Annotated in this window: 21 protein-coding genes; 11 read left to right on the top strand and 10 right to left on the bottom strand. The window is 61.7% G+C overall.

All coding sequences use genetic code 11. From position 1 onward, the window contains the following. Positions 1-8 precede the first annotated feature (8 nt). The 4 genes from TU79_RS10235 to TU79_RS10220 form a co-directional block, all read right to left on the bottom strand. Positions 9-1,226 (bottom strand): class I SAM-dependent methyltransferase, encoded by a 1,218-nt coding sequence (locus TU79_RS10235; RefSeq protein WP_057007876.1) that lies wholly within the window; start codon positions 1,224-1,226, stop codon positions 9-11. A gap of 132 nt (positions 1,227-1,358) precedes the next feature. Further along, entirely contained in the window at positions 1,359-1,976 is a 618-nt protein-coding gene (locus tag TU79_RS10230; RefSeq protein WP_057007875.1) for a TPM domain-containing protein, read from the bottom strand. Positions 1,977-2,007: 31 nt separating this feature from the next. After that, positions 2,008-2,739, bottom strand: a complete 732-nt coding sequence (locus TU79_RS10225) for a TPM domain-containing protein (protein ID WP_057007874.1) — start codon at positions 2,737-2,739, stop codon at positions 2,008-2,010. Between the two features lie 18 nt (positions 2,740-2,757). Then, on the bottom strand, positions 2,758-3,369 hold the full coding sequence (locus TU79_RS10220; protein WP_057007873.1) for a LemA family protein: 612 nt from the start codon (positions 3,367-3,369) through the stop codon (positions 2,758-2,760). A 237-nt stretch (positions 3,370-3,606) separates the two neighbouring features. Here TU79_RS10220 and bglX point away from each other — a divergent pair, with 237 nt between their 5' ends. Next, positions 3,607-5,898, top strand: coding sequence for a beta-glucosidase BglX (gene bglX / locus TU79_RS10215; RefSeq protein WP_057007872.1), 2,292 nt, complete (start codon positions 3,607-3,609; stop codon positions 5,896-5,898). 69 nt (positions 5,899-5,967) lie between these two features. Here the strand turns inward: bglX and TU79_RS10210 are convergent, their stop codons facing one another. Continuing rightward, the gene (locus TU79_RS10210; protein ID WP_057007871.1) at positions 5,968-7,125 is read right to left on the bottom strand and encodes a phospholipase D-like domain-containing protein; all 1,158 of its coding nucleotides are present in this window, start codon (positions 7,123-7,125) and stop codon (positions 5,968-5,970) included. Position 7,126: 1 nt separating this feature from the next. Then, entirely contained in the window at positions 7,127-7,708 is a 582-nt protein-coding gene (locus TU79_RS10205; protein WP_057007870.1) for a YceI family protein, read from the bottom strand. A gap of 438 nt (positions 7,709-8,146) precedes the next feature. On the opposite strand from TU79_RS10205, the gene TU79_RS10200 reads away from it, so the two are divergent. After that, positions 8,147-9,562 (top strand): PAAR domain-containing protein, encoded by a 1,416-nt coding sequence (locus tag TU79_RS10200; RefSeq protein WP_057007869.1) that lies wholly within the window; start codon positions 8,147-8,149, stop codon positions 9,560-9,562. After that, positions 9,559-9,948 carry a hypothetical protein gene (locus tag TU79_RS10195; protein ID WP_057007868.1) on the top strand — a complete coding sequence of 130 codons (390 nt, stop codon included), beginning with the start codon at positions 9,559-9,561 and terminating at the stop codon, positions 9,946-9,948. Before TU79_RS10200 ends, TU79_RS10195 begins: the two co-directional genes overlap by 4 nt. A gap of 65 nt (positions 9,949-10,013) precedes the next feature. On the opposite strand, the gene TU79_RS10190 is transcribed toward TU79_RS10195, so the two are convergent. Both TU79_RS10190 and TU79_RS10185 read right to left on the bottom strand, forming a co-directional pair. Then, a complete protein-coding gene (locus TU79_RS10190; RefSeq protein ID WP_057007867.1) occupies positions 10,014-10,328 on the bottom strand; it encodes a hypothetical protein in 315 nt (104 codons plus the stop codon). Beyond that, the gene (locus TU79_RS10185) at positions 10,325-11,398 is read right to left on the bottom strand and encodes a serine hydrolase domain-containing protein (protein WP_057007866.1); all 1,074 of its coding nucleotides are present in this window, start codon (positions 11,396-11,398) and stop codon (positions 10,325-10,327) included. Before TU79_RS10185 ends, TU79_RS10190 begins: the two co-directional genes overlap by 4 nt. A 184-nt stretch (positions 11,399-11,582) precedes the next feature. Here TU79_RS10185 and olsB point away from each other — a divergent pair, with 184 nt between their 5' ends. Continuing rightward, the gene (gene olsB / locus TU79_RS10180) at positions 11,583-12,338 is read left to right on the top strand and encodes an L-ornithine N(alpha)-acyltransferase (RefSeq protein WP_003233840.1); all 756 of its coding nucleotides are present in this window, start codon (positions 11,583-11,585) and stop codon (positions 12,336-12,338) included. Next, positions 12,338-13,129: a lysophospholipid acyltransferase family protein gene (locus TU79_RS10175; RefSeq protein ID WP_057007865.1), complete on the top strand. Its 792-nt coding sequence runs from the start codon at positions 12,338-12,340 to the stop codon at positions 13,127-13,129. The genes olsB and TU79_RS10175 overlap by 1 nt, the downstream gene beginning before the upstream one ends. A 109-nt stretch (positions 13,130-13,238) precedes the next feature. On the opposite strand, the gene TU79_RS10170 is transcribed toward TU79_RS10175, so the two are convergent. After that, entirely contained in the window at positions 13,239-13,823 is a 585-nt protein-coding gene (locus TU79_RS10170; protein ID WP_057007864.1) for an acyl carrier protein phosphodiesterase, read from the bottom strand. A gap of 154 nt (positions 13,824-13,977) precedes the next feature. On the opposite strand from TU79_RS10170, the gene TU79_RS10165 reads away from it, so the two are divergent. From TU79_RS10165 to TU79_RS10155, 3 genes are read left to right on the top strand one after another with little or no spacing between them, the layout of a single operon-like run. Then, complete coding sequence (locus TU79_RS10165; RefSeq protein WP_057007863.1) at positions 13,978-14,292, top strand: ArsR/SmtB family transcription factor; 315 nt, start codon at positions 13,978-13,980, stop codon at positions 14,290-14,292. Positions 14,293-14,306: 14 nt separating this feature from the next. Then, positions 14,307-15,473: an MFS transporter gene (locus tag TU79_RS10160; RefSeq protein WP_057007862.1), complete on the top strand. Its 1,167-nt coding sequence runs from the start codon at positions 14,307-14,309 to the stop codon at positions 15,471-15,473. 46 nt (positions 15,474-15,519) lie between these two features. Then, a complete protein-coding gene (locus TU79_RS10155) occupies positions 15,520-16,575 on the top strand; it encodes an alkene reductase (protein WP_057007861.1) in 1,056 nt (351 codons plus the stop codon). Positions 16,576-16,863: 288 nt separating this feature from the next. On the opposite strand, the gene TU79_RS10150 is transcribed toward TU79_RS10155, so the two are convergent. After that, positions 16,864-17,496 carry a TetR family transcriptional regulator gene (locus TU79_RS10150; RefSeq protein ID WP_057007860.1) on the bottom strand — a complete coding sequence of 211 codons (633 nt, stop codon included), beginning with the start codon at positions 17,494-17,496 and terminating at the stop codon, positions 16,864-16,866. 283 nt (positions 17,497-17,779) lie between these two features. Here TU79_RS10150 and TU79_RS10145 point away from each other — a divergent pair, with 283 nt between their 5' ends. The 3 genes from TU79_RS10145 to adeC are packed head-to-tail and all read left to right on the top strand — an operon-like array spanning position 17,780 to position 23,544. Beyond that, the gene (locus TU79_RS10145) at positions 17,780-18,925 is read left to right on the top strand and encodes an efflux RND transporter periplasmic adaptor subunit (RefSeq protein ID WP_057007859.1); all 1,146 of its coding nucleotides are present in this window, start codon (positions 17,780-17,782) and stop codon (positions 18,923-18,925) included. Positions 18,926-18,928: 3 nt separating this feature from the next. Then, complete coding sequence (locus tag TU79_RS10140; protein ID WP_057007858.1) at positions 18,929-22,090, top strand: efflux RND transporter permease subunit; 3,162 nt, start codon at positions 18,929-18,931, stop codon at positions 22,088-22,090. Further along, entirely contained in the window at positions 22,087-23,544 is a 1,458-nt protein-coding gene (gene adeC / locus TU79_RS10135) for an AdeC/AdeK/OprM family multidrug efflux complex outer membrane factor (RefSeq protein ID WP_057007857.1), read from the top strand. The genes TU79_RS10140 and adeC overlap by 4 nt, the downstream gene beginning before the upstream one ends. Positions 23,545-23,651: the final 107 nt, after the last annotated feature.

Raw genomic sequence — 23,651 nt, 5'->3', positions numbered from 1 at the left:
ACCCCGCCTCAGCTCAACAAACCCTCCGCGCGCAGCAGGGTTTCCAGGCAGTGTTCAGTGATGTGATAGAACGCCTTCAATTCCTGGATTTTCGCCAGCAACTGCGTATTTTCCAACGGCTGCGCGCGCTTCACCGCGAGGATCATCTTGTTCTTGTTGGTGTGTTCCAGCGAAATGAACTCGAACACCTTGGTCTCATAGCCACAGGCCTCGAGGAACAGCGCACGCAGGCTGTCCGTGACCATCTCCGCCTGCTGGCCCAGGTGCAGACCATATTGCAGCATCGGCTTGAGCAGCGCCGGGCTCTGGATCTGCAGGCGAATCTGTTTGTGGCAGCACGGCGAGCACATGATGATCGACGCGCCTGAGCGGATGCCGGTGTGGATCGCATAGTCGGTGGCGATATCGCAGGCATGCAGAGCGATCATCACGTCCAGCGCACTCGGCGCCACGCTGCGCACGTCCCCGCATTTGAACACCAGCCCAGGGTGTTCCAGGCGAGCGGCGGCGGCGTTGCACAGAGTCACCATGTCTTCGCGCAACTCCACGCCGGTGACTTCGCCTTCGGCCTTGAGGGTGTTGCGCAGGTAATCGTGGATCGCGAACGTCAGGTAACCCTTGCCCGAGCCGAAATCGGCAACACGCACCGGTTGGTCGAGTTTGAGGGGCGACGAGGTCAGCGCATGGCTGAACACTTCGATGAACTTGTTGATCTGCTTCCACTTGCGTGACATCGACGGGATCAGCGCCTGCCTGGCGTCGGTCACCCCCAGATCGGCGAGGAATGGCCGACTCAGGTCAAGAAAGCGATGCTTCTCGCGGTTATGCTCGGCAGACGGCGCCTCGCGCAATTGTTGCGGTTTGCTTTTAAACAGCGAGCTTTTGTTTTTCTTGCTGTATTCCAGCTGGGCTTCATCGGTCAGCGACAACAGGTGCGCGTTCTTGAACGAGGCCGGCAGCAACGCGGCAATCGCCGCCACACCGTCTGCCAGCGGCAGGTTGCGGGTGATATCGCGGGTCTTGTAGCGATACACGAAAGACAGGCACGCCTGCTCCTTGACCGTCACCGGCTTGATGATCAGCCGTTGCAGCTCGGCTTCCTCTCCCACGTATTTGGCCAGCACCAGCTTGATAAAGGCGTTCTGCGCAAGGCTCGCGTTCAGCAGCTCAATGAACTGGGCATGATGATCCGGCGCGAGGCTGGCGGGTTTAGCGGTGACGGACATGAACAAAAACGCCTCGGGCAGGGAATGCCGGGCATTTTAGGGGGGATGACCGTTGAGGGCACGGAGTTATTTGATCAACGGTTAGTCAGTCAACACAAAGCCAGCTCCCACAGGGCTCAGGGCGTGCCTGGATTATTCGAGCACAACCAGCCGATTGGGCAACTCATTACGCGTCTGCGTCACCGGCACATGCACCTTGAGCAACTCACCACACGCCTCGATACAGGCAATAAACCCGGCCAGGGTCTGCCCCTGTTTCACCTGCCGGGTAAACGTTTTGACGATCACATCCCAACTGCTGTCATCCAGGCGTTTGGAGATGCCGTCATCCACCAGGATTTCCACATAGCGCTCCGCCTCGCTGACAAAAATCAGCACCCCGGTGCTGCCCAGCGTGTGGTGCAGGTTCTGCTCCAGAAACTGGCGCCGCGCCAGGTTGGACGCGCGCCAATGACGCACCGAACGCGGGATCAGGCGGGTGGTGACACTGGGCAAACGAAACAGCAGGCACAGCACGATGAACGTCGCCCATTGCGCCAGCAGCAAGGTGTACATGGTCATGTAGCCCGACAGGTAATGCACGATGCCCGGCACCACCAACGCGATCAGGCTGGCCCACAACAGCGGGATGTAGGCGTAGTCGTCGGCACGCGCCGCCAGCACGGTCACCAGCTCCGCGTCGGTCTGTTGTTCGACTCGCGCAATCGCTTCGGCGACCTGGCGTTGTTCGTGTTCAGTCAGTAATGTCATGGTTGTACATGCCCATTTTTAGTTGTTGTCATCACCAGCCACCTGAAGCACCGCCGCCGCCAAACCCGCCGCCGCCGCCCCGAAAACCACCACCGCCACCGCCTCCCCCACCGCCGCCGCGACCGCTGCTGCTGAGGATCGCCAGCAGGATAGCGCCCACCGGCAGGCCCATGCGGTTGCACAGCCATAACACGCCGATCAGCAGCACAAACAGACCGATGGACAACCCTGGATTGTCCACGGCGAAATTTCCATCCGCCACATGGGCCGGCACGGCCAGCGGCTCACCGCCCACCACCTGGATCATCGCGGCCACGCCGTCGCTGATACCCTGGCTGAAATTGCCGGCCTTGAACTTGGGCGCGATCACCTGGTTGATGATCACCCAGGACTGCGCATCGGTCAGCACACCTTCCAGGCCATAGCCGACTTCGATGCGCAATTTGCGCTCATCGCGGGCGACGATCAACAGCGCGCCGTTGTCCTTGCCCTTCTGCCCGATGCCCCAGGCGCGGCCCAATTGATAACCGAAGTCTTCAATAGGCACGCCCTGCAGGTCCGGCACGGTGACCACCACAATCTGCTCGCCCGAGGTTTGCTCCAGCGCCTGCAACTGCCGGGTCAACTGTTCGCGCACCGCCGGGTCGATCATCTGGGCGTTATCCACCACCCGCCCGGTCAGCGCCGGGAAGTTCAGCGCCGCCTGGGCCGCGCCCACGCAGACCAACAGCCACAGCGCCAAACCTATCCGTAATAAACGCATCGCCACCTCAGGAAAGTCTTATTTGAACTTCACTTGCGGCGCTTTATCGGCATCGGCACTGGTGGCTTCAAACGAGGCGCGCACCGGCAGGTCGCTGTACATCACGCTGTGCCACAGGCGGCCGGGGAAGGTGCGGATCTCGGTGTTGTAGGCCTGCACGGCCTGGATGAAATCGCGACGCGCCACGGCGATACGGTTTTCGGTGCCTTCCAGTTGCGATTGCAAGGCCAGGAAGTTCTGGTTGGCCTTGAGGTCCGGATAGCGCTCGGACACCACCATCAAACGGCTGAGTGCACCGCTGAGGCCATCCTGAGCCTGCTGGAACTGCTTGAGTTTTTCCGGATTGTCGAGGGTGCTGGCATCCACCTGGATCGAGGTGGCCTTGGCCCGCGCTTCGATTACCGCAGTGAGGGTGTCCTGCTCATGGGCGGCATAGCCCTTGACCACTTCCACCAGGTTGGGGATCAGGTCGGCGCGGCGCTGGTACTGATTCTGCACCTGGCCCCAGGCGGCCTTGGCCTGCTCGTCCAGCGTGGGAATGGTGTTGATGCCGCAACCGCTCAGCAGCGTGCTGATCAATAGCAATGCCGCGGCCTTGACGCCCCAGCGGTAAGAGTGTGCTGCTTGCATGGTGTTTCTCCTGACGAACCTTGATGGAATGTGACGACTCATCCCACAAGCAACACGCTTGGGGCATAATCCGCCACCACTGGCATGCATCGAGCCAATCAGCTACAAAGATGCCCAGCGCGAAAAAGAGTTCAGAGTGTGCTGCATTTATCTGAACAACACCCGAACAACAATAGACGCTCCCCACATTTCGGCCGATCAGCCTTGTGCTGTGCCGTGAGCCGAAAAAGGATATTCATGAAGAAGCTGTGTTTGCTCGGCCTTGTTGCCACTCTGGCCAGTCACCCCGCCTGGGCAGAAACCAAGCCTGCCGCGCTCAAGGACAAGGACGCCTTCGTCAGCGACCTGCTCAGGCAGATGACCCTCGATGAAAAGATCGGCCAGTTGCGCCTGATCAGCATCGGCCCGGAAATGCCCCGCGAGCTGATCCGCAAGGAAATCGCCGCCGGCCGTATCGGCGGCACGTTCAACTCCATCACCCGCGCGGAAAACCGTCCGATGCAGGACGCGGCCATGCACAGCCGCCTGAAGATCCCGATGTTCTTCGCCTACGACGTGATCCACGGCCACCGCACCATTTTCCCGATCAGCCTGGCCCTGGCCTCCAGCTGGGACATGGACGCCATCGGCCGCTCCGGGCGCATCGCCGCCCAGGAAGCCGCCGCCGACAGCCTCGACATCACCTTTGCACCGATGGTCGATATCTCCCGCGACCCGCGCTGGGGCCGCACCTCCGAAGGCTTCGGTGAAGACACCTACCTGACCTCGCGCATTGCCGGCGTGATGGTCAAGGCCTTCCAGGGCACAAGCCCGGCCAATGCCGACAGCCTCATGGCCAGCGTCAAGCACTTCGCCCTGTATGGCGCGGTGGAAGGCGGGCGTGACTACAACGTAGTCGACATGAGCCCGGTCAAGATGTACCAGGACTACCTGCCGCCCTACCACGCGGCGATCAAGGCCAGGGCCGGCAGCGTGATGGTGGCGCTCAATTCGATCAACGGCGTGCCCGCCACCGCCAACACCTGGCTGATGAACGACCTGCTGCGCAAGGACTGGGGCTTCAAGGGCCTGGCCGTGAGCGACCACGGCGCGATCTTCGAACTGATCAAGCACGGCGTGGCCAAGGACGGGCGTGAAGCCGCCAAACTTGCGATCAAGGCCGGCATCGACATGAGCATGAACGACTCGCTCTACGCCAAGGAATTGCCGGGGCTGCTCAAGTCCGGCGAGATCGAACAGAGCGACATCGACAACGCCGTGCGCGAAGTGCTCGCCGCCAAGTACGACATGGGCCTGTTCAAGGACCCGTACCTGCGCATCGGCAAGGCCGAGGACGACCCGGCCGACACCTACGCCGAAAGCCGCCTGCACCGCAGCGATGCGCGCGATATCGCGCGCCGCAGCCTGGTGCTGCTGAAAAACCAGAACGACACCCTGCCACTGAAAAAATCCGCCACCATCGCCCTGGTGGGCCCGCTGGCCAAGGCGCCGATCGACATGATGGGCAGTTGGGCCGCCGCCGGCAAACCCGAGCAATCGGTAACCCTGCTTGACGGCATGAACGCGGTCATCGGTGAAAAAGGCAAGATCATCTACGCCCGTGGTGCCAACATCACCAACGACAAGGCCGTGGTCGACTACCTCAACTTCCTCAACTTCGATGCCCCGGAAGTGGTGGATGACGCCCGCCCGGCCCAGGCAATGATCGACGAAGCGGTCAAGGCCGCCAAAGACGCCGATGTGGTGGTCGCCGCCGTGGGCGAGTCCCGTGGCATGTCCCACGAATCGTCCAGCCGCACCGACCTGAACATCCCGCAAAGCCAGCGCGACCTGATCAAGGCACTCAAGGCCACCGGCAAGCCACTGGTGCTGGTGCTGATGAACGGCCGTCCACTGTCGATCGTCGACGAGAACAAGCAAGCCGACGCGATCCTGGAAACCTGGTTCGCCGGCACCGAAGGCGGTCATGCGATTGCCGACGTGCTGTTCGGTGACTACAACCCGTCGGGCAAACTGCCGATCACGTTCCCGCGTTCGGTGGGGCAGATCCCGACCTACTACAACCACCTGAGCGTCGGCCGGCCGTTTACCCCGGGCAAGCCGGGCAACTACACCTCGCAGTATTTCGATGACACCACCGGCCCCCTGTTTCCATTCGGCTATGGCCTGAGCTACACGCGCTTCACCCTGTCGGACATGGCGCTGTCGTCCACCACCCTGAACAAGACCGGCAAGCTCGACGCCAGCGTCACGGTGAAGAACACCGGCAAGGTGGATGGCGAAACGGTGGTGCAGTTGTATATCCAGGACGTGGCCGGCTCAATGATCCGTCCGGTCAAGGAGCTGAAGAACTTCCAGAAGGTCATGCTCAAGGCCGGTGAAGAGCGCACCTTGCACTTCACCATCACCGAGGAAGACCTGAAGTTCTACAACGCCCAGCTCAAGTTCGCGGCGGAACCGGGTGAGTTCAACGTGCAGATCGGGCTGGACTCCCAGGATGTGCAGCAGCAGAGTTTCGAGCTGCTCTGATACCTCGCGTACGATGCAAAACAATGTGAGAGGGGCTTGCGCCCTCCCACATTTGATCGCGGTAACCGGCTAGTTGCGTCGGTCCAGCAGATTGACCACCAGCCGATCCACCCATCCCCATAACCGCTGCTTCACCCGCCGCCACAGCGGCCGCGCTTTCCACGCCTGCAGACTCACTGCCTGACTCAGGGCAAAATCGCGCTCGAAACTGCCGGCCACGGCCAGTGCCAGATCCGGGTCCAGGGCTTCGAGGTTGGCCTCCAGGTTGAAACGCAAATTCCAGTGATCGAAATTGCATGAGCCAATGCTCACCCAATCGTCCACCAGCACCATCTTCAGGTGCAAAAAGCACGGCTGGTATTCAAAAATCTGCACGCCCGCGCGCAGCAGGCGCGGGTAATAGCGATGCCCGGCATAACGCACCGAGGGGTGATCGGTACGCGGACCGGTGAGCAACAGGCGCACATCCACACCGCGGCCGGCGGCGCGGCGCAAGGCTCGGCGCACGCTCCAGGTCGGCAGAAAATACGGCGTGGCCAGCCAGATACGTCGCTGGCTGCTGTTCAAGGCACGGATCAGCGACTGCAGGATATCGCGATGCTGACGGGCGTCGGCATAGGCGACGCGGCCAAGGCCCGCGCCGCTCGCCGGCACCTTGGGCAGGCGCGGCAAACCGAAACGGGTCGCCGGCTTCCATGCCCGGCGCGCGGCGTTGGCGTGCCATTGACGGTCGAACAGCGCCTGCCAATCCAGCACCAGCGGGCCGTTGATCTGCACCATCACTTCATGCCAGTCGGCGCTGTCCTGCCCTGGCGTCCAGAACTCATCGGTGACGCCCGTGCCGCCGACCACGGCGGTTGCCTGGTCGATCAGCAGCAGCTTGCGGTGGTCGCGGTACAGGTTGCGCACCCAGCGGCGCCAGCTCAGGCGATTGTAGAACCGCAACTGCACACCCGCGTCGGTCAGGCGCTTGCGCAGCCCGAGGGTGAAGGCCAGGCTGCCGTAATCATCGAACAGGCAGCGCACCCGCACGCCGCGCTCGGCAGCGTGCACCAGCGCCTGCACCATCGCTTCGGCACACGCCCCCGCCTCCACCAGGTACAACTCCAGGTCAACCTGCTGCTCGGCGCGGGCGATGCCCACCAGCATCTGCGGGAAAAAGCGCGGTCCGTCGATCAACAACTCGAAACGGTTGGCGCTGCGCCACGGGAACACCGCGCCGCTCACGTCAGCGCGCCGTGAAAATCAGCACCGCACTCACCGGCACCGACAAACTGATCGACGCAAGCCCGGCCGCCTTGCGCAATGCCGCCACACCCGGCGCCAAGTCGAAATCCTCGGCATGCAACACCACCGGCTCCAGGGTTACCACCTGGAAGCGCCGATCATCCAGGCGCGTGGCCAACAGCTCGGCGCTGTAGGTCTGAGTCTTGCCATGCAGGGTGACGCTTATCGGCAGGCGCAGCTCGATTTGCGCACCGGGCGCCAGGTCGTTGATCGGCTGCAGATTGATCTGCGCACTGATCAACGCTTCGGGGAACGTCTTGATCTCAAACAGCTCGTTACGCATGCGCTCATCACGCAGCGGGACGGCACTGTTGACCGACTCCAACTCCACTTGCAACTGCGCCGCGCCCTTGCCGTCGACCTTGCCATGCAACACCAGAAAGCGCTGCACTTCAGCGATCTCGGTGTTTTTGGTGGTGACGAAAGACAGGCGCGAGGATTCGTTATCGAGGTACCAGGCGGCGTGCGCGGGCAAGGCGGCGAAAGCCAGCAGGGCAAAGGCCAGGGGTTTGACGCAGAACATAAGGACTCATGGGGCAGGAAACCTGCGCGAACCTTAAGCGCAATGTCATGAACGGTGCAAATTCAATGTGGGCCCCAATGCAATTTGCCTTTTTCGGCTGATGCGGAAATTCATCGGATTTTTACGACAAAGCTCCCGGAATTGTCCGACTTTACCTCAGGCAAACACCTCTTCAAAGTTTGGGTTGTTGGCAATTCGCCCTTACCCGCCTTCTTCGTATAAAAAGGATTACATGTGAGCTCAACATTGCATCCCTCGTCTACCAATGAGGTTACCGCTGAACTTCTTCGTGGCGGGGACTTTCTACCTTCGGTAAAGCCCCAAGCCAACAGGCGCAACACCCTTTCCAGTATTACGCCATTAAATATGTTCGAAACGCATGGCTAATGTTCAGTCGCCGCTCTATGTCCACACGACTGTCTGCAATGGAGAAACACGATGAATGAAGGTCACTTCATCGGCCTGGGTGACAAAACCACCTGCGGCGGGAACGTTCTGGATGGTGATCCAAGGGTTAATATTTATGGCCTCCTACATGCCCGTGAAGGTGACCGGGTAACGTGTGGGAAACATGAGGGAATTTACAATATCCTCGGAGGAATTTCGCACATTGAAAGTCATGGCAAACTTGTGGCAGGCACACTGGACAGTCTCAGCAGTTGCCCATGTCGCGCCAAGCTGATTCCCTCGGTGTACACCGCTACTTACAGCAACCAAAGCTCCCCATCCCAATCAACCCGGCGCACCGCTGAACCGGTTCCATCACCCGTGGATAATCGCTCGGCAGCGCCGCAACAATCCGCCTATGTCCCTTCGCGCAGTGTGTCGCCACCTGTATTTAAAGGCCCAGCAGGCGAGGAGCCCGGCTTCTATATCGTGCCAACAAGCATGACCCGTGAAGCGCTGGAAAAAACCCTATTTCCCACACCTGATCCGGCGGTGATGCGCAAATTCCAAGCGCTCAATCCTCGCACGGCAAACGTCAAAGCCGGCTCACTGATCGTGCTTGGCGATCCTGAAAATACCGCCTGCACCTATCAGGAATCGCAACTGATGCAAGCGGCTCAACAGGTCGACGCATCCCTTGATTCTCTTACACAGGATGAGGCTGACTTCCTGCAACGTCACGGCGCCGAAATCGCCGGCTTCATTGGCCACACCTCGACATGGCTGGGCGTGAGCGCCGTGGTGATGGAGACACACCTCGCCAACCTGCGCGACACACTCCGTGCCATAGAACGCTTGCATCAGGAGAGCTATCGCCAGCAGGGTCATCTTAAATCGCCGCAGTTCTTCGCCGAACGCCAGCGCCTGCTCGCTCAGTTGGACGCTCACCTGATGAACTCCACTCGTCTGCGCGGCCACACCACATTGGGCGATCATCCCAAGCTGAAAACGGCCCTCGGAATTTCCAGCCGAAGTCTGGTGCATCACTGGGACAAGGCCGGTGCGCCAGGGCAGATTCCGGGGTATTGCGCCCATGTGGAGGCGGTCAGTCGTGCTACCAAATATATGAAGATGGGGGGCTATCTCGCCATTGGCATTGGCGGTGTTTCTTCGGTGCTGGCTATTCAGCAGGTGTGTGGCGGCGACACAAGGGCGGCCTGTGAGAACATCACGTTTACTGAAGGCGGGAAATTCATTGGGTCCACTGGTGGTGGCGTTGCGGGTGGTGTGATAGCCGGTTCTGCCAGTGGTCCGATCTGCTTGGGAATTGGCGTAGCGACAGGAGGTATCGGAGGCGTTGTCTGTGTCGCGGCCATAGTGGGGACTGGCGCATGGGTGGGCACGACTGTCGGAGGGAGGGCTGGTGAAACTATCGGTGAGAAACTTTACGAAGTTACTCAACCATGACCAGTATCGACAATTGGCACCCTTGGGTTGCGATCATTTTTATGGGATGTCCAATTTTGCTTGCCTATCTAACTCTTGCATACAGCCTGTACCTGAGCCGCTGTCACCTGGACGCCATAAAGGATGCCTTAAAAAACAGCCGTTATATTTATCTCTGGGGGCCAAGTCTTGGGAAGCGAGGTTTGATTTGGTCGCTCCTGGAAATATCGAAAATCACTGGAATGGTGGCGTGGCCAAAGGCTTCGATCCAAGTCGGAGAACTGGATCCGGTTGATCTTGAAAACTTCCCACCCCATCTGAAACGTCGCCTGATCATCAACTTGACGGTGATGACCATCGGCTTTATTTGGATGATCGTCATAGCCGTTTTATTGGAGTTCAGGTGATCCAGACCGGGCCTCACCAGAGGCCCGTCTATTGGGTTAATTAAGTGGAAGTGCCCAATGGGCCCTCACGGCAACAACCGACACCCCTGCCTCTCCCCCAACCACCGTGCACTGTGCGTGCGCCCCAACCCACTCGCCGTCACCTCACTGCGCTCCGGGTTGTCACGAAACGCACTGGTGGGCACGTATTGTTTCACGTAGCCCCGGCAATACTGCGCAGGGTTATTCGCCACATAGCGGCACGAGCAATATTCCTTGGCGGTGTAGGCCGCAATGATGTCGGGGAAGGCTTGCAGATTGACGCGCTCATGCCACACCCAGCCGAGCAGGACGAGCAGCAGCACGGCAAAGAGGCTGAGAATCGGATGACGACGGATCATGGCTGCACCGCCGCAAGCACGCGTTTGAGCAGTTCGTTGTGGCCGTAGGTGCCGTCGCGGTCGTCGCCGTAGCGCACGATCACCAGGTGTGCGTCGGGCAGGACGAACAGCGCCTGGCCCCAGTGGCCCAGTGCGGCGAAAGTGTCGGCGGGGGCGTCAGGCCAGGGGCGTGGCGTGCCCTGGTTGAGCCACCACTGACCACCCGGTACGGCTTCATCCTGGCCGGCTTTATAGCCGTCGAACGGTTTGCGGTTGAACGCCACCCAGTCCTTGGGCAGCAGTTGTTCATCGCCCCATCGCCCCTCGCGTGCCATCAGCAGGCCGACCCGCGCCAGATCGCGGGCGGTGAGGTAGGCATAGGAGGAGGCAACGAAGGTTTCATCGGCGTCGGTTTCCCAGGTGGCCGAGCGAATGCCCAGCGGCTCGAACAGCGCATCCCACGGGTAACTCATGTACGCCTTGTGGCCCAGCATGCCCCTGAGCGCGGCGGAGAGAATATTGCTGTCGCCGCTGGAGTAACGAAAGGCCTTGCCGGGTGCCACGGCGGCATCGGTTTCAGCGGCGAACTCGGCCATGTCGCCATGGCCACGGGTGTAGAGCATCGCCACCACCGAGGACTTCAGCGGCGCGTATTCGTAGTCTTCCTGCCAGTCCAGGCCCGAGGCCCAGTGCAGCAAATCGGCCAGGGTCACCTTGGGGTGCTGTTTCATCGGCGGGTAAAAACGTGCGGCGGGGTCGCTCAGCTTGAAGCGATTTTGCCCGTAGGCCACGCCGAGCACCGTGGCCATCAGGCTCTTGCTGATGGACCAGGTCAGGTGCGGCGTGCTGGCGCTGGTGGGTGCGGCGTAGCGTTCATAGACGATCTGGCCATCGCGGATCACCAGCAGCGCGTCGGTGCGAACGCCCTGACGGGTCGCGTCGTCGCGCGCGGGAAATGCGTAGGCCTCCAGGGCCTCGACGGCGGGCCCGGCCAGTGGCTCACCTCTGGCCCACTCCTTGCCGGGCCAGGTTTCTGCATGGGCGGCAGCGGTGACTAACAGCAGGGCAACACACAACAGGCCTCTGACCATGGACGCAGACTCAAGGGGGCATTCAAGCCCGCGAGGCTAGCCCAGGCCCATGACAGTTTGGCGACACGGGGCGTGTCACCCAACCGTCACCGTAGCTTCATGGAGATGACACCGAGCCTACATAGCCTGAGTTTGGACAAACAAGTCGACCGGCCGAAACGTGGCTGGCACTCGGAGATTCGCCATGACTCAGATCGCCCGCATCAGCGACACCGGCAATGAACGCCGTCTGCAAGCCGAACGCCTGGTTGGCGCACAGGCTTTGCAGGAAGCACAGGCCCTGCGGTTCAACGTGTTCAGCGGCGAATTCAACGCCAAGCTGAAAGGCGCGGAACTGGGCCTGGACATGGATGACTATGATGTTCACTGCAGCCACATCGGCGTGCGGGATTTGAACAGTGGTCGACTGGTCGCCACCACCCGCCTGCTCGATCACCAGGCCGCCAGCACCCTGGGTCGGTTCTACAGTGAAGAAGAGTTCAGTCTGCATGGCCTGCTGCACCTGCAGGGCCCGATCCTGGAAATCGGCCGAACCTGCGTCGACCCGGCCTACCGCAACGGCGGCACCATCGCCGTGCTCTGGGGCGAGTTGGCCGAAGTGCTCAACCAGGGCGGCTACAGCTACCTGATGGGCTGCGCGAGCATTCCGATGCACGACGGCGGCATCCAGGCCCACGCCATCATGCAGCGCCTGCGCGAACGCTACCTGTGCAACGAACACCTGCGCGCCGAACCGAAAAAACCGCTGCCGGCGCTGGACCTGCCGTCCAACGTCATCGCCGAAATGCCGCCGCTGCTCAAGGCCTACATGCGACTGGGCGCGAAGATCTGCGGCGAACCCTGCTGGGATGAAGACTTCCAGGTGGCCGATGTATTCATCCTGCTCAAGCGCGACAACCTCTGCCCGCGTTATGCGCGCCACTTCAAGGCGGCTGTGTAATGGGCCGCCTGCGGGTGTACGGGCGCATTGCCCGGGTGCTGCTGGTGGTGGCGCTGGGGTTGAGCATGGCCAGTGTGTTCGGCCTGTTCGAGCGCCTGGGCGTGGCCAACTCGATGGTGCGGCGCCAGCGTTGGTCGCGGTTTTTCATGGCGCGCTTGAGCAATGCCCTGCCCTTTCGCGTGACGGTGCACGGCGAACTGCCGCGCACGCCGATGCTGTGGGTGAGCAATCACGTGTCGTGGACCGATATTCCGCTGCTGGGCATGGTCACGCCATTGTCGTTTCTGTCCAAGGCCGAAGTGCGCACCTGGCCGGTGGCCGGCTGGCTGGCAGCCAAGGCCGGCAGCCTGTTCATTCGCCGGGGCTCGGGCGACAGTCAGTTGATTCGCAAGCAGATGACCCGTCATCTCGAGCAACAGCACCCACTGCTGATGTTCCCCGAAGGCACTACCACCGACGGGCGCAGCCTGCGCACGTTCCACGGGCGTTTGCTGGCCAGTGCGATCGATGCCGACGTGTCGCTGCAACCGGTGGCGATTCGTTACCTGCGCAACGGTCAGGTGGACCCGCTGGCACCGTTCATTGGCGATGATGACCTGCTGTCGCACCTGATGCGCCTGTTTGCCAACGACCAGGGCGACGTCGAGATTCATGTGCTCAAGCCGATTGCCTGCGCCGGGCAGGAACGCGCGGCACTGGCGTATCAGGCACAGCAGGCGGTGCAAAAGGCGTTGTTTGGGCCGTTGCCGGAGGCTGAGCACGTGGCGGCGCGACCTGCTTATGCTGCCTGAAGCGGGCACGATCAAAAATGTGGGAGGGGGTTTGCCCCCGATGGCGGCGTGTCAGTCACTGCATGTGCTGGCTGAACCCTTGCTATCGGGGGCAAGCCCCCTCCCACATTTAGTCTTGTGTGGTCAGTTGAGACTGTGCAAACACCTGCAATTGAGGGTAGAAGCGCCGGAAGTCGTCACTCAACGGTTCGTATAACGTGCGCAACTCCTGCATGGCATGGCTCAGCTCTTCGGGCTGCGTCAGCCGCCGCGAAATCCCGCGCAATACCTGGTCCATCACCGCAAATTCGCGGTACGAACCCAACCAGTCATCCGCTGCCATCCAGGGCGCAATCTGCGCCAGCCGCCCCGGCAGTTGCGGTTCAGCCGCCAGCACGCGGTACACCTGGGCAGTGAAATGCTCCAGCGGCTGGTCGGCATACAACGCCCAATCCCGCGCCAGGCAGTGATCGAAAAACACATCGAGGACGATCCCGGCATAACGCCGACGGGTGAGGCTGAAGCGCGACAACGCCTCCCCTATTAACGGATGGCTGTCGGTGAAACGGTCGATGGAACGATGCAACTGGATCGCCGCTTCGATTTGCGGACTGTACTGGCCCTGCAGGCGGCCTTTGACAAAATCGCCATAGAGGCTGCCCAGCAGTTGCGCAGGAAGTTGGCCGCCCAGGTGCAGATGTGCGAGATAATTCATGGCGCGCAGTCTAGCACTGCCGTCAACGTATCGTTATAACCCGATATACCGATTTGAGCTGACCTCAGAGCAAAATCATATTGGTATATCGGGTTATAACGATTTAAGGTTCGCCTCATCGCGATATAACGCTGCACGACACCGAGCACCTTCCATGTCCATCGACCTCGACGAAATAATAAAAGCCCTGGCGCACCCGGTACGACGAGACATCCTCACCTGGCTCAAAGACCCGAAAGTGCAGTTCCCCGAGCAACTGCACAACCACGAATACGGCATCTGTGCCGGGCAGATCGACCAGCGCTGCGGCTTGTCCCAGTCGACCGTGTCGGCCCACCTGGCCACCTTGCAACGGGCGGGTTTGATCAGCAGCCAGAAGGCCGGGCAGTGGCACTTTTTCAAACGTAATGAGGAAGTGATCCAGGCTTTCCTCACGGCGCTCATCGCTGAACTCAGCGCAGCGCACTAACCAAGGACACCCCAATGCCCCTCTCGCTACTCATCCTGGCCCTGAGCGCCTTCGCCATCGGCACCACCGAATTCGTCATCATGGGCCTTCTGCCCGATGTGGCGGCGGACCTCGGCGTATCGATCCCCGGTGCCGGCTGGCTGGTGACCGGCTACGCCCTCGGCGTGGCCATCGGCGCACCGTTCATGGCGCTGGCCACCGCCAGGCTGCCGCGCAAGGCGGCGCTGGTGGCGTTGATGGGCATCTTCATTGTCGGCAACCTGCTCTGCGCCCTGGCCAGCGACTACAACGTGCTGATGTTCGCCCGGGTGGTCACGGCGCTGTGCCACGGCGCGTTCTTCGGCATTGGTTCGGTGGTGGCGGCCAACCTGGTGCCAGCCAACAAGCGCGCTTCAGCGGTGGCCCTGATGTTCACCGGCCTGACCCTGGCCAACGTACTCGGCGTGCCGCTGGGCACCGCGCTGGGCCAGCAGGCCGGCTGGCGCTCGACCTTCTGGGCGGTGACGGTGATTGGTGTGGTGGCGCTGATCGGCCTGATCCGCTTTCTGCCGGCCAGGCGTGACGAAGAAAAACTCGACATGCGCGCCGAACTGGCCGCCCTCAAGGGCGCCGGCATCTGGTTGTCGCTGAGCATGACCGCGCTGTTCGCCGCCTCCATGTTCACCCTCTTTACCTACGTTGCCCCGCTGCTGGGCGATGTCACCGGCGTCTCGCACCACGGCGTGACCTGGACCCTGCTGCTGATCGGCCTGGGCCTGACCCTGGGCAACATCATCGGCGGCAAGCTGGCGGACAAGCGTCTGGCGGCCACCCTGATCGGCGTGTTCATCAGCATGGCGGTGGTCTCCACGGCACTGACCTGGACCAGCGTCGCGCTGATCCCCACCGAAATCACCCTGTTCCTGTGGGCCACCGCCTCATTTGCCGCGGTACCCGCGCTGCAGATCAACGTGGTGACGTTCGGCAAGGCGGCGCCAAACCTGGTGTCCACCCTCAACATCGGCGCCTTCAATATTGGCAATGCCCTGGGCGCCTGGGTCGGCGGCAGCGTGATCGCCCACGGTTTCGGCCTCACCAGCGTGCCCCTGGCGGCTGCGGCCCTGGCGATCCTCGCGCTGCTGGTGACCCTGCTGACTTTCCGTCAGAGCGGCGATGCCGACCTGGCCCCTGCGACTCATTGATCCACTTGAACAGACTGATCCACTTAAACAGAAAGGTATTTTCCCGATGACGACTATTTTCGATCCGATCAAACTGGGCGACCTGGAACTGTCGAACCGCATCATCATGGCGCCGCTGACCCGCTGCCGCGCCGATGAAGGCCGTGTGCCCAATGCGATGATGGCCGAGTACTACGTGCAACGCGCCTCCGCCGGGCTGATCCTCAGCGAAGCGACGTCCGTGGCTCCGATGGGCGTGGGTTACCCGGACACGCCAGGCATCTGGTCCAACGACCAGGTACGCGGCTGGGCCAATGTGACCAAGGCGATTCACGGCGCGGGCGGCAAAATTTTCCTGCAACTGTGGCATGTCGGCCGCATTTCCCACCCGTCCTACCTGAACGGCGAAGCTCCGGTGGCGCCGAGCGCCGTACAGGCGGCGGGCCACGTCAGCCTGGTGCGTCCACTGGCCGATTACCCGACTCCGCGCGCCCTGGAAACCGCTGAAATCGCCGACATCGTCGACGCCTACCGCACCGGCGCCGAGAACGCCAAGGCCGCAGGCTTTGACGGCGTCGAGATCCACGGCGCCAACGGCTACCTGCTCGACCAGTTCCTGCAGAGCAGCACCAACCAGCGCACCGACCAGTACGGCGGCTCCCTGGAAAACCGCGCACGCCTGCTGCTGGAAGTGACCGACGCGGCCATCGACGTGTGGGGCGCCGGCCGCGTGGGCGTGCACCTGGCACCGCGCGCCGACGCTCACGACATGGGTGACGACAACCCTGCCGAGACCTTCACCTACGTGGCTCGCGAATTGGGCAAGCGTGGCATCGCGTTCATCTGCTCCCGCGAAAAGGAAGCCGGCGACAGCCTCGGCCCGCGCCTGAAGGAAGCCTTCGGCGGTGTGTACATCGCCAACGAACGCTTCACTAAAGAGAGCGCCAATGCCTGGCTGGCGTCGGGCAAGGCCGACGCGGTGGCGTTCGGCGTTCCGTTCATCGCCAACCCGGACCTGCCGGCGCGCCTGAAAACCGACGCACCGCTGAACGAAGCGCACCCGGAAACCTTCTACGCCAAGGGCCCGGTCGGCTATATCGATTACCCAACCCTGGCGCTGTAACCAAATAGGAGGGGGCTTGCTTGCGATAGCCGTGTGCCCGTCAGCTGATTTACTGCGGGTATACCGCCATCGGGAGCAAGCCCCCTCCCACATTTTTAAACCTGATGTGTCCTTTTGGAAACATTGCTTCACAGAACCGAAACAATAACGCTACAAAATACTTAGCCGGCTACCTATCAACTGCGCGCCAGCCCGTATATAAAGTCACCCCACGAATCAGGCAGAGGGACGATTGACCGCCCCTGCGCTTTACTGTTGACACAACCTGATGCAATTACGCATTTTGTCTCAATTGCGCAGGCTGGGGCTCAGGCGCAGCATGTCCAGCCCTGCATCGACCCAACGCTCGGCGTCCTGATGCAGCTGAAAACTGTCAGGCACCAACAACCATTGACCGATCAAGCCGTGAATATAGGCGTGGATACACACCGCGCCGCGCGCCGTGTCGAGGTTTTCCGGGAGCTGCCCGCGATGCACCGCGTTACGCAATGTGAGGCCGATGCGCAGGTTGCATTCGAGCGTGTGCGTCTGGCGCTGGCGGCGCATGTCGCACATCTCGTCGGTGAACTCGCATTTATGAAACAGGATTTCGTTGATACGCCGGGTTTTCGGGTCCAGAGCCACTTGATGATAAAGACGAATCAGCAACTTGCGCATGCAGCCCAACGGGTCGAGTTCATCCTCGCTTTCACTGGCCCGGGCCAAGTCATCCAGGGGTTCGTGCAGCGTGTCGAGCAGCGCCTGCAGCAGGTCGGATTTGTTGCTGAAATGCCAGTAAATGGCGCCCCGCGTGACACCCGCCAGCGAGGCGATATCCGCCAGCGTGGTGCGCGCCACGCCTCGCTCGTAAAAAGCGTGTTCGGCGGCGTCGAGAATCTGGCTGCGCGTTTCCTGAGCTTCCTCTTTGGTGCGACGAACCATGGCAGTAAAACCTCAATCAGGGCACTTCAGACTATCGTTAATGCGCAATTAATAGACGCTAACGATCATCCGTATATTTTTGGGACGACACCGTCATGGGCACCGAACGTAATGAAATCGAGGCTTCGCACGTTGCTTTGTCAACATTTCACGAAGCCTGTCAAGAGTTTACAAACAACCATGAACGTAAGTATATTGCGTAGCAAGCTACTTATCCACTCACTTGTTTTCCACCTTTCCACACTTCTTGTGCGCACTTTGCGCGCCTGACCCGAGGATCTTCATGCAACTTAAGCCAGCTGTTACCGCTCTGGTCACTGCCGTCGCCCTGGCATCGCTGCTCAGCGGATGTAAAAAGGAAGAGGCGGCGCCGCCCGCTCAACCCCCTCAGGTCGGCGTGGTCACTATTCAACCGCAAGCCTTCACCTTGACCACCGAACTGCCAGGCCGCACCACGGCCTACCGCATCGCGGAAGTTCGGCCACAGGTCAACGGCATCATTCTCAAGCGCCTGTTCAAGGAAGGCGCGGACGTGAAGGAAGGCCAGCAGCTTTATCAGATCGACCCGTCGGTGTATGAGGCCACGCTGAAAAGCGCCCAAGCCAAGTTGACCCAGACCAGGTCGATCACCGACCGCTACAAGCAGTTGGTCGATGAGCAAGCCGTCAGCCGCCAGGAATACGACACTGCCCTGGCCAACCGCATGACCGCCGAAGCCGATATGCAAACCGCGCAGATCAACGTGCGCTACACCAAGGTGTTGGCGCCGATCTCCGGGCGCATTGGCCGTTCCGCTGTCACCGAAGGCGCGCTGGTCAGCAATGGTCAAGCCGACGCCATGGCTGTGATCCAGCAACTGGACCCAATCTACGTCGACGTCACCCAGTCTTCGGCCGAAATGCTGAAACTGCGCCGCGACCTGGAAAGCGGCCAGCTGGAAAAAGCCGGCGCCAACGCTGCCAAGGTCAAGCTGACCCTCGAAGACGGCAGCGACTACGGCCATGACGGCAAGCTGGAATTCTCCGAAGTATCGGTCGACCAGACCACGGGTTCCGTGACCCTGCGCGCCGTGTTCCCCAACCCTGACCACACCCTGCTGCCCGGCATGTTCGTGCACGCCCAGTTGCAGGCCGGTGTGAACAGCAAGGCCATCCTCGCGCCGCAACAGGGCGTAACCCGTGACCTCAAGGGCATCCCGACCGCGCTGATCGTGAACAAGGACAACAAGGTCGAGCAACGCACCCTGGTCGCCAACCGCACCGCCGGCGCCTACTGGCTGGTGGAAAAAGGCCTCGACGCCGGTGACCGTGTGATCACCGAAGGCCTGCAGTACGTCAAGCCGGGTGCCGAGGTGAAGGTCAAGGAGGCTGACAACGCCAAGCCTGCCGGCGCTGCCACTCCTGCCGCCGCAGCCGGCAAAGGGGAGTAATCCATGTCGAAATTTTTTATCGACCGTCCCATTTTCGCCTGGGTGATCGCCCTGGTGATCATGCTGGTCGGGGCGCTGTCGATCCTGAAGCTGCCCATCAACCAATACCCGGCCATCGCGCCAACCGCCATCGACATCCAGGTGACCTACCCGGGCGCGTCCGCACAAACCGTGCAGGACACCGTGGTGCAGGTCATCGAGCAACAGCTCAACGGTATCGACAACCTGCGCTATGTGGCCTCGGACAGTAACTCCGACGGCAGCATGACCATCACTGCGACGTTCAACCAGGGTACTAACCCGGACATCGCCCAGGTGCAGGTGCAGAACAAGCTGAACCTGGCGACCCCATTGCTGCCGCAGGAAGTGCAGCAGCAGGGTATCCGCGTGACCAAGTCGGTGAAGAACTTCCTGATGGTGATCGGTCTGGTGTCCGAAGACGGCAGCATGACCAAGGACGACCTCTCCAACTACATCGTGTCCAACATCCAGGACCCGATTTCGCGTACTTCGGGCGTCGGTGACTTCCAGGTGTTCGGCTCGCAATACGCGATGCGCATCTGGCTGGACCCGGCCAAGCTGAACAACTTCCAGCTCACCCCGGTTGACGTCAGCAACGCCATTGGCGCGCAGAACGTGCAGGTGGCCACCGGCCAACTGGGCGGCCTGCCTGCCCTGCCCGGCACCCAGCTGAACGCGACGATCATCGGCAAGACCCGTCTGCAAAACGCCGAGCAGTTCGGCAATATCCTGATGAAGGTAAATGCCGACGGCTCCCAGGTGCGCCTGCATGACGTGGCCCGCATCGAACTGGGCGGCCAGAACTACAGCATCAGCGCGCAGTTCAACGGCAACCCGGCATCCGGCATGGCGATCAAGCTCGCCTCGGGCGCCAACGCCCTGGACACCGCCAAGGCCATCCGCGCCACGGTGGCGTCGCTGGAACCGTTCTTCCCGCCAGGCATGAAGGCAGTGGTGCCGTATGACACCACGCCAGTGGTCACCGAATCGATCTCCGGTGTCGTGCACACCCTGATCGAAGCGATCGTGCTGGTGTTCCTGGTGATGTTCCTGTTCCTGCAGAACTTCCGCGCCACCATCATCACCACCATGACCGTACCGGTGGTATTGCTGGGCACTTTCGGCATCCTCGCGGCGTTCGGTTTCACCATCAACACCCTGACCATGTTCGGCATGATCCTGGCCATCGGCCTGCTGGTGGACGATGCCATCGTGGTGGTGGAAAACGTCGAGCGGGTGATGGCCGAGGAGCACCTGTCGCCCAAGGAGGCGACGGTCAAGTCCATGGGCCAGATCCAGGGCGCTCTGGTGGGTATTGCCCTGGTGCTCTCGGCGGTACTGCTGCCGATGGCATTCTTCGGCGGCTCCACCGGTGTGATCTACAAACAGTTCTCCATCACCATCGTCTCGGCCATGGCGCTGTCGGTACTGGTTGCGCTGATCTTCACCCCGGCGCTGTGCGCCACCATGCTCAAGCCGATCGATCCCGAAAAACACGGCCAACCCAAGCGCGGTTTCTTCGGCTGGTTCAACCGCACCTTCGACCGTGGCGTACTGAGCTACGAGCGCGGCGTGGGCAACATGATCAAGCACAAGATCCCGGCGTTCCTGGTGTACCTGCTGATCTTCGCCGGCATGATCTGGCTGTTCATGCGCATCCCGGCCGCGTTCCTGCCCGACGAAGACCAGGGCGTGATCTTTGCCCAGGTGCAGACCCCGGTCGGCTCCACGGCTGAACGCACGCAAAAAGTCATCGACGACATGCGTATCTACCTGCTCAACAACAAGGAAGGCGAGCCGGGCGAAGGCAAGGGCGTGAAATCGGTGTTTACCGTGAACGGCTTCAACTTCGCCGGTCGCGGCCAGAGCTCGGGCCTGGCCTTTGTGATGCTCAAGCCGTGGGATGAGCGTGACGATTCCACCTCGGTGTTCGAAATCGCCAAGCGCGCCCAAGGTTACTTCATGCAGACGTTCCAGGACGCCATGGTGTTTGCCATCGTGCCGCCGTCGGTACTGGAGCTGGGTAACGCCACCGGTTTTGACGTGTTCCTGCAGGACCAGGGGGGTGTCGGCCATGAGAAGTTAATGGCCGCACGCAACCAGTTCCTGGGCATGGCCGCCCAGAGCAAGATCCTCGCCGGTGTGCGCCCCAACGGCGTGAACGATGAGCCGCAGTACGAGCTCACCGTCGACGACGAGAAGGCCAGTGCCCAGGGGATCACGCTGTCGAACATCAACCAGACCCTGGCGATTGCCCTGGGTGGCAGCTACGTCAACGACTTCATCGACCGTGGCCGTGTGAAGAAGGTGTACGTGCAAGGTGAAGCGGCCAGCCGCATGTCGCCTGAAGACCTGAACAAATGGTACGTGCGCAGCGACTCCGGAAAGATGGTGCCGCTGTCGGCCATCGCTTCGGGCAAGTGGATCTACGGCTCGCCGAAACTGTCGCGCTATAACGGCGTGGCGGCGATGGAAATCCTCGGCACCCCGGCACCGGGCTACAGCACCGGTGACGCGATGACCGAGGTCGAGCGCATCGCCAAGCAATTGCCGGCCGGTATCGGCTACGCATGGACCGGCCTGTCGTATGAAGAACGCCTGTCCGGCTCCCAGGCGCCTGCGCTGTACGCGCTGTCGCTGCTGGTGGTGTTCCTGTGCCTCGCGGCGCTGTACGAAAGCTGGTCGATCCCGATAGCGGTGGTCCTCGTGGTGCCGCTGGGTGTGGTGGGGGCGTTGATCGCCACCAGCATGCGCGGCTTGTCCAACGACGTGTTTTTCCAGGTGGGCTTGCTGGTAACGGTGGGCCTGGCGGCGAAAAACGCCATCCTGATCGTGGAGTTCGCCAAGGAACTCCACGAACAGGGCAAGGGCATCGTCGAGGCGGCCATCGAGGCCTCCCGCATGCGTCTGCGCCCGATCATCATGACCTCCATGGCGTTCATCCTCGGCGTACTGCCGCTGGCGATCTCCTCGGGCGCAGGCTCAGGCAGCCAACATGCCATCGGTACCGGCGTGATCGGCGGTATGATCACCGCCACCGTGCTGGCGATCTTCTGGGTGCCACTGTTCTTCGCAACCGTGTCGGCCATCGGCAAGCGCAAAAAGACTGAAACCACGCACACTCCTAACGAGGCTGGTCAATGAGCAAGTCGCTACTTTCCCTAGCCGTCACCGCCTTCGTGCTCAGTGGCTGCTCGCTGATACCTGACTATCAGCGCCCCGAAGCACCGGTGGCCGCGCAGTACCCGCAGGGGCCGGCGTATTCGTCGGCCCAGGCGCCGGGCCAGGCGGCTGCCGAACAGGGCTGGAAGCAGTTTTTCCATGACCCTGCCCTGCAGCAGCTGATCCAGACCGCCCTGGTGAACAACCGCGACCTGCGCGTCGCGGCGCTGAACATCGACGCGTATGCCGCGCAGTACCGCATCCAGCGTGCCGACCTGTTCCCGGCCGTGTCGGCCAACGGTGCCGGCAGCCGCCAGCGCACCCCGGCACGTATGTCGCAGACCGGTCAATCGGGCATCACCAGCCAGTACTCGGCCACCCTCGGGATCAGCGCCTACGAGCTGGACCTGTTCGGCCGCGTGCGCAGCCTGAGTGAAGAGGCCCTGCAAAAATACTTCGCCACCGAAGAAGCTCGGCGCAGCACGCAGATCAGCCTGGTGGCCAGCGTGGCCAACGCCTACCTGACCTGGCAGGCCGACAAGGAACTGCTCAAGCTCACTCAGGACACCCTGGGCGCGTTCGAACAGAGCTTCAAGCTCACCTCGCGCAGCAGCGAAGTCGGCGTGGCCTCGGCCCTCGACCTCAGCCAGGCGCGCACCTCGGTGGAAAACGCCCGGGTGCAACTGGCACGCTACACGCGCCAGGTGGCCCAGGACGAAAACAGCCTGACCCTGCTGCTGGGCACCGGCCTGCCGGCGAATATCGCCAGCAAGCCACTGTCCGATGACCTGCTCGCCGAAGTGCCGGCCGGGTTGCCCTCGGACCTGCTGCAACGTCGTCCCGACATCGTGCAGGCCGAATACAACCTCAAGGCGGCCAACGCCAATATCGGCGCAGCCCGCGCGGCGTTCTTCCCGAGCATCAGCCTGACGGCCAACGCCGGCACCCTGAGCCCGGACCTGGGCGGCCTGTTCAAGGGCGGCTCGGGTACCTGGTCGTTTGCCCCGCAGATCAACATCCCGATCTTCAATGCCGGCAGCCTGCGCGCCAGCCTGGACTACTCGAAGATCCAGAAAGAAATCAACGTGGCCAACTACGAGAAGGCCATCCAGACCGGCTTCCAGGAAGTGTCCGACGGCCTCGCCGCGCGTGAGACCTACAAGCAGCAACTGGACGCCCAGCGCGGCTTCGTCGCGGCCAACCAGGATTACTACCGCCTGGCCGAGCGTCGCTACCGCATTGGCGTGGACAGCAACCTGACCTTCCTCGACGCCCAGCGCCAACTGTTCAGTGCCCAGCAATCGCTGATCACCGATCGCCTGGCGCAGCTCACCAGCGAGGTCAACCTGTACAAGGCCCTCGGCGGTGGCTGGAACGCGCAGACCGCGCAGAACGAGCCCGTGAAAGAAGAAGCCCCGACGTTGAAGCTGTTCTGACCGCCCGGGTGTAATCAAAAACCGCTTCCGTCATCGGAAGCGGTTTTTTTTGCCCCTCTTTTAACCGCGGCAACTTGCGTTCGATCATCGCCCAAAACCCGCCCTGC

The organism is Pseudomonas trivialis, from assembly GCF_001439805.1.
GTDB lineage: Bacteria > Pseudomonadota > Gammaproteobacteria > Pseudomonadales > Pseudomonadaceae > Aquipseudomonas > Aquipseudomonas trivialis.
This window is presented reverse-complemented; position numbering and strand designations above follow the sequence as displayed.

Coding starts and splice junctions, on each gene's coding strand:
- adeC (WP_057007857.1), top strand. CDS start 22,087: ATGAGCAAGTCGCTACTTTCCCTAGCCGTCACCGCCTTCGTGCTCAGT.
- olsB (WP_003233840.1), top strand. CDS start 11,583: ATGACTCAGATCGCCCGCATCAGCGACACCGGCAATGAACGCCGTCTG.
- TU79_RS10205 (WP_057007870.1), bottom strand. CDS start 7,708: ATGTTCTGCGTCAAACCCCTGGCCTTTGCCCTGCTGGCTTTCGCCGCC.
- TU79_RS10190 (WP_057007867.1), bottom strand. CDS start 10,328: ATGATCCGTCGTCATCCGATTCTCAGCCTCTTTGCCGTGCTGCTGCTC.
- TU79_RS10195 (WP_057007868.1), top strand. CDS start 9,559: ATGACCAGTATCGACAATTGGCACCCTTGGGTTGCGATCATTTTTATG.
- TU79_RS10170 (WP_057007864.1), bottom strand. CDS start 13,823: ATGAATTATCTCGCACATCTGCACCTGGGCGGCCAACTTCCTGCGCAA.
- TU79_RS10230 (WP_057007875.1), bottom strand. CDS start 1,976: ATGACATTACTGACTGAACACGAACAACGCCAGGTCGCCGAAGCGATT.
- TU79_RS10220 (WP_057007873.1), bottom strand. CDS start 3,369: ATGCAAGCAGCACACTCTTACCGCTGGGGCGTCAAGGCCGCGGCATTG.
- TU79_RS10150 (WP_057007860.1), bottom strand. CDS start 17,496: ATGGTTCGTCGCACCAAAGAGGAAGCTCAGGAAACGCGCAGCCAGATT.
- TU79_RS10225 (WP_057007874.1), bottom strand. CDS start 2,739: ATGCGTTTATTACGGATAGGTTTGGCGCTGTGGCTGTTGGTCTGCGTG.
- TU79_RS10140 (WP_057007858.1), top strand. CDS start 18,929: ATGTCGAAATTTTTTATCGACCGTCCCATTTTCGCCTGGGTGATCGCC.
- TU79_RS10165 (WP_057007863.1), top strand. CDS start 13,978: ATGTCCATCGACCTCGACGAAATAATAAAAGCCCTGGCGCACCCGGTA.
- TU79_RS10235 (WP_057007876.1), bottom strand. CDS start 1,226: ATGTCCGTCACCGCTAAACCCGCCAGCCTCGCGCCGGATCATCATGCC.
- TU79_RS10155 (WP_057007861.1), top strand. CDS start 15,520: ATGACGACTATTTTCGATCCGATCAAACTGGGCGACCTGGAACTGTCG.
- TU79_RS10185 (WP_057007866.1), bottom strand. CDS start 11,398: ATGGTCAGAGGCCTGTTGTGTGTTGCCCTGCTGTTAGTCACCGCTGCC.
- TU79_RS10175 (WP_057007865.1), top strand. CDS start 12,338: ATGGGCCGCCTGCGGGTGTACGGGCGCATTGCCCGGGTGCTGCTGGTG.
- TU79_RS10200 (WP_057007869.1), top strand. CDS start 8,147: ATGAATGAAGGTCACTTCATCGGCCTGGGTGACAAAACCACCTGCGGC.
- bglX (WP_057007872.1), top strand. CDS start 3,607: ATGAAGAAGCTGTGTTTGCTCGGCCTTGTTGCCACTCTGGCCAGTCAC.
- TU79_RS10145 (WP_057007859.1), top strand. CDS start 17,780: ATGCAACTTAAGCCAGCTGTTACCGCTCTGGTCACTGCCGTCGCCCTG.
- TU79_RS10160 (WP_057007862.1), top strand. CDS start 14,307: ATGCCCCTCTCGCTACTCATCCTGGCCCTGAGCGCCTTCGCCATCGGC.